The following is a 5,206-nucleotide window of genomic DNA, read 5'->3' as shown; positions in this document are numbered from 1 at the left end:
TATAGCGGGGTGGAGGAGTGGTACCTCCAAGAGGAACAGTTGCGCGAGTAACCAAGGTTATGAGCCGAAGATACCACAAGTTTGGTTTGTTGTTTGATCGTTGTTTTATAGCGGGGTGGAGGAGTGGTACCTCACGAGGCTCATAACCTTGAGACGCCGGTTCGAGTCCGGCCCCCGCAACAAATTGTAGGAGGAAAGTAAAAGTCGCACTATGCGGCTTTTACTTTCAAAAGAGAACCGAGTGTGTTATTTTAGAAGCTGTGTTGTCGGGACGCAGTTATATTGGTAATGTGGTACCATATGTCGGCGTAGCTCAGTCGGTTAGAGCGTGGGACTCATAAGCCCAAGGTCGGAGGTTCGATTCCTCCCGCCGACACAAGGTGGAAGCGAGCGAGCAAACTGCTTTGCTTGCGTGAGGAATCGAAAGCCGGAACATGTCGCCATTGGCGACAGTGAGGCGGGGTCGCTGGTTTGCGAAACAAAACCTGTGACCGATTCCTGCCGCCGACACAAGGTGGAGGCACACAAGCAAATTGCTTTGCTTGTGTGCGGAATCGAAAGTCCAAGATGATAGATTTAATTCCTGCCATCAACATAATGCGGCCGTAGCTCAACTGGTTAGAGCACTCGCCTGTCACGCGAGAGGTTGCCGGTTCAAGTCCGGTCGGCCGCGCATAAGTAAAAACCACCGAAAGGTGTGTTTTTATTTTGCGCGGCCGAAGCAGGCAAACTGCTTTGCCTGTGTCCGACTTGAACAAGCGGAGCCATGTCGCTTTGCGACAGGCGAGCTCGGGGAGGAAGTTCTTAACGAACGAAGTGAGTTTAGAAACTTGACCCTCAAGTCCGGTCGGCCGCGCATAAAACATTAAGACCCTAAAGCGATAGCTTTGGGGTCTTAATGTTTTACAGCGGGGCGGGGCTTGAACCGGGGGAAGGGGTCGGGAAACGGGAGTTTCCCGTGGCGGAATTATTCAAACCGCAGGGTTTGAAAACGCAGTCCCGGCTCTGCCGGGACGAGTAGTGAAATTCCGGTCGGCCGCGCCATGTATAAATCGGAATGTCTTTTGACGTTCCGATTTTGCTTTTGTGGAGAGTTGTGGAAATCTCCATCAAAAGCAACGGGTGGAATGGTATAATAAAAGGTATCTTATATATGGACATGAAAAAACTTTTCATCACCCTTGCAGCTTTCTTTTTTCTCCCCACTTTTGTCTTTACCCAAAGCGTTTCCGACCTTGAAGCGCGCATCGCGGAACTTCTCAAAGAGTTTCAAACGCTTCAGAGTGAACTTGATACCGTCAAAGGCACTGCGCAAACAAGCACGGCCCCTTCGGTCGCACCCACCCCTTCACTACCAAAAACCGCTCCGTCGTTCACCCCCTTTGAAACGTTCCTCCACAAAGAATCAGAAGGACCTGAAGTCGCCAAACTCCAGCGTTTCCTCGCCCAATATCCGGATATCTATCCTGAGGGAATGATCACCGGCTACTTTGGCACTCTCACCGAATCCGCCGTCAAACGCTTCCAACGTACGTACGGCATCGTCTCAACCGGCGCGCCTACAGTCACCGGCTATGGACTCCTCGGCATTCGTACGAGAGAAAAATTAAACGAATTGATCACACAAAACACGGCGAAAGCGAAAGCAGTCGTAGCTTCCACTCCTCCTGCCACTGTGCTGCCAAGCGCATGGACGGGATCGTTCTCGCACCTCCTGTACAAAGGTTCTGAAGGAGGAGAAGTCACCAAACTCCAAGAGTACTTGGCGAAAGACCCCGCTCTCTACCCCGAAGGCACGATCTCCGGCTACTTTGGCGCATTGACCGAAGCCGCCGTCAAGCGCTTTCAGACAAAGCACAATATCGTCTCTTCCGGCACACCCACCACCACGGGCTATGGCGTGCTTGGCCCCCAGACGCGCGCAAAACTCAATGAGTTAATGACAGGAGACACCACCCCTGCCTCGCCGGCAGGCAGGCCCAATGCAAACAACACAGCTCCCTCAATACGGATAACAGGGAACGCCACCACCAGCCTCTCCCAAAGCGCTCCATTCACCGCTCTCGCTACCGATGACGGCCGGCCTTTCAACACGCTCACCATCGCCTGGAGCAAAGCGGACGGTCCCGGCACGGTGACATTCTCAAACACCCGCACCGCCAATATCACGGCACAATTCTCTGAAACAGGCATCTATCACATCATGGCGACCGTGAGCGACGGCGTACTCTCCGCAAGCGACACGGTAGCCATTGATATCATATCCGCTCCCGCTACGACCACCCCCGCAACAACCACGACTCCCACCGCTACCCCAACGCTTACCTTCTCTGCCGCTCCCGCCTCTCTCACGACAGGCGCCACCACCACCCTTACTTGGTTCACTGCCAATGTCTCCACCTGTACTGCGGGGAATGGTTGGACAGGTATTAAGAGCACCAGCGGCTCTGCCACTCTTACTCCTGCCATCACGACCACCTACACCCTCTCGTGCACCGGCACCGGAGGAAACACCATCGGGAAAGAGGTCATCGTGACGGTGACTGCGGCGACAACGACAACCAATACTCACACACCCTACACCACCGCGATCGCTCTGCCGGGTACCCTGCAAGCGGAGCATTTTGATAAAGGCGGCGAAGGGATCGCCTACCACGAAACCGATACCACAAACAACGGTGGCGCTTTCCGCACGACCGAAGGCGTGGATATCCAGAACACGCAAGATACCGGAGGAGGATACGATGTTGGCTGGACGAAAGGGGGGGAGTGGTTGGAATACAGCGTGAACGTCACGACGGCAGGCACCTACGTGCTTGATGCCCGAGTTGCCTCCAACGGAGCAGGCGGTACCTTCCACGTGGAGATGGACGGCACTGACATTACCAACACCTTAACGGTCCCCGACACCGGCGGCTGGCAGAGCTGGACGACTATCACCTCGCCCTCGTTCTCTCTTACGGCAGGGGCGCATGTGCTTCGCATAGCGATGGACACGAGCAGTTCGGTGACATCAAGTATTGCGAACTTTAATTTTCTGACCGTGCGTGTACCCGGTGCCACACCCGCGCCAACGCTCACACTTTCCGCAAACCCTACGAGCGTTTCGTCAGGCGGTCAATCTACGCTTACATGGTCCACAACGAACGCCACCTCCTGTATCGCGAATGACGGTTGGAGTGGAACGAAAGCAATAAACGGCACGAGCGCAGTTACTCCTACGCAGACCGCTACGTATACACTTGCCTGCACGGGGGCGGGTGGCAGTGTCACTCAATCAGTAACTGTGTCTGTGACAACCACACCTCCGCCTAACCAAAATGGTTTGGAGCGTTCAGGCAGATGGTTTACGTATAACGGAGCTCCCGCGTATCTTGTCGGCTACGATACGCAGGAAATCGCTTCAGACCCAACCGTTGATTACATCGCGGCACTCAATAGCTATCAGCAATACGGGATTAACAAGACGCGGATATGGGTGTATACGTGGTTTGGTGGCGCTGCTCACTACGCGCCGTGGGCATATTCAAACGGACGCTACAATTTGGACAGCTGGAACCCAACATACTGGGCGCGCGTGAAGGACTTTGTAAGCAAGGCAAGGGATCGTGACATTATCGTTGAGGTGACCACGTTTGCTCCATATCCCGGCTGTGGTTGGTGGTGGCCTAACCCGGACTGGCGTCTCGCATGGAATAAGGATTACAATAGCAATGGCGCTTTTTCGGATCCTAATCAATTTTATAACTTAAACAATAGTGAAGCATCAAACAGCGGGAAAACATTACGGCAGTACCAAGAGGCGCTTATTGATAAAACGGTCGCAGAATTAGGGTCTTTTGGCAATGTGTATTTTGAAGTGGCTAATGAATTTGGTGCGTGTTCCAATATTGATACCTATTACAATTGGCAACTTACATACGCACAACGCATTGCCAACGCCACAGCACGCCCTGTCTCTGTTCACGTGACAGGCGACCAAGGAATCCGGACGGACTACTTCTCCGACAAATCATATGTCGATACGATGAATTTCAGATTTAATTTTGGGATATCACCGAACGATATTTCTAACTTGTTGCATGGTATTCAGTCGTCTGGCAAGGCGCTTGTGGTCAACGAGACACACTCTTTACCTAGCGGTGCTACCGTTCTTTACAGTGAGCTTGATGTAGAAACACAATACGCATGGGGACTCTTTCTCTCTGGTGGGTACATAGGTTTTTACCAAGATGATTCAAACAATATCGGCTCAAGCGAGTGGGGAACGGGTGCTGAACGTCTTCGTGCGCTTCGCACAGTTGCGGAGGCGGCTAACTTCTCCACACTTTCCCCGGTTGATGGCGGTGGTAACGAATACGATTCTCTGGTATCCGGAGGTCCGGGGAGTGACTGGCAAGTGATGGCAAATCCCGGCGCGACGTACATCGCATATTTCTGGGGAACTAAATCAAACACAGGTGCGCGAATTAATTTAGCAACGGGAAGTTATTTTTATACTTGGTATGACACGCGCACTGCATCGGTGTTGGGAAGCGGCTCGGTGAGCGGAAGCGCCGTCGCATCAATTACCGCACCATCTTCCTCAACATGGGACGCCACTGCGGGACTGGTGCTTGTGGTGAAAAAATAACATGAAAAAACTCCTCTTCACACTCCTCATCACCCTTGCTCTTCCGCTTTTTGTCGGCCTGCCTGCCGTGGCAGGCGCCCAAACTCTCTCCGACCTTGAGATAAAGATCGCGGCACTCTTCGCAGAGATACAAACTCTCCAGACTGAACTCCAAACTCTCAAACAAGCAGAACCAACACAGACGCCTTCGGCGTCTGTGTCTTTGTCTTCCTTCATCACCACCTTAGGAAAGGGAAGCGAAGGGAGCGAGGTCACGGCTCTCCAGACCTTTCTTGCCAAAGACCCAACGCTCTACCCCGAAGGTCTCATCACCGGCTACTATGGCTCCCTCACCGAAGCCGCCGTCAAACGCTTCCAGCAAAAGCACAACATCGTTTCCGCAGGTACTCCTCTCACCACCGGCTACGGCCAAGTAGGCCCTGCCACTCGAGCGAAATTAAACGCGCTTCTTACCACCACTTCTTCCACTCCTCCTACACCTACCCCAACACCCACCACCCCTGCCTCGCCGGCAGGCGGGCCTGCCTCGACTGACGCGAGTCAAGGCGGGCCCAACCGCTCACCAAACCTCTC

At 53.5% G+C, this 5,206-nt stretch carries 2 protein-coding genes and 3 tRNA genes; all 5 read left to right on the top strand.

Annotated features, from left to right (window positions below):
* The first annotated feature begins 109 nt into the window (after positions 1-109).
* Positions 110-180: transfer RNA gene (locus tag AAB523_02640), tRNA-Met, on the top strand.
* 122 nt (positions 181-302) lie between these two features.
* Positions 303-376, top strand: a tRNA-Met gene (locus tag AAB523_02635).
* A 223-nt stretch (positions 377-599) separates the two neighbouring features.
* Positions 600-673, top strand: a tRNA-Asp gene (locus AAB523_02630).
* Between the two features lie 480 nt (positions 674-1,153).
* On the top strand, positions 1,154-4,633 hold the full coding sequence (locus tag AAB523_02625; GenBank protein MEK7556158.1) for a peptidoglycan-binding protein: 3,480 nt from the start codon (positions 1,154-1,156) through the stop codon (positions 4,631-4,633).
* A 1-nt stretch (position 4,634) separates the two neighbouring features.
* On the top strand, positions 4,635-5,206 hold a 572-nt coding region (locus AAB523_02620; protein MEK7556157.1), incomplete at its 3' end, for a peptidoglycan-binding domain-containing protein.

Source organism: Patescibacteria group bacterium, assembly GCA_038063375.1.
GTDB lineage: Bacteria > Patescibacteriota > Minisyncoccia > Phycocordibacterales > JANLHH01 > JANLHH01.
The sequence above is the reverse complement of the archived record's forward strand: the minus strand, read 5'-3'. Positions and strand labels throughout refer to the sequence as shown.

Coding starts and splice junctions, on each gene's coding strand:
- AAB523_02625 (MEK7556158.1), top strand. CDS start 1,154: ATGGACATGAAAAAACTTTTCATCACCCTTGCAGCTTTCTTTTTTCTC.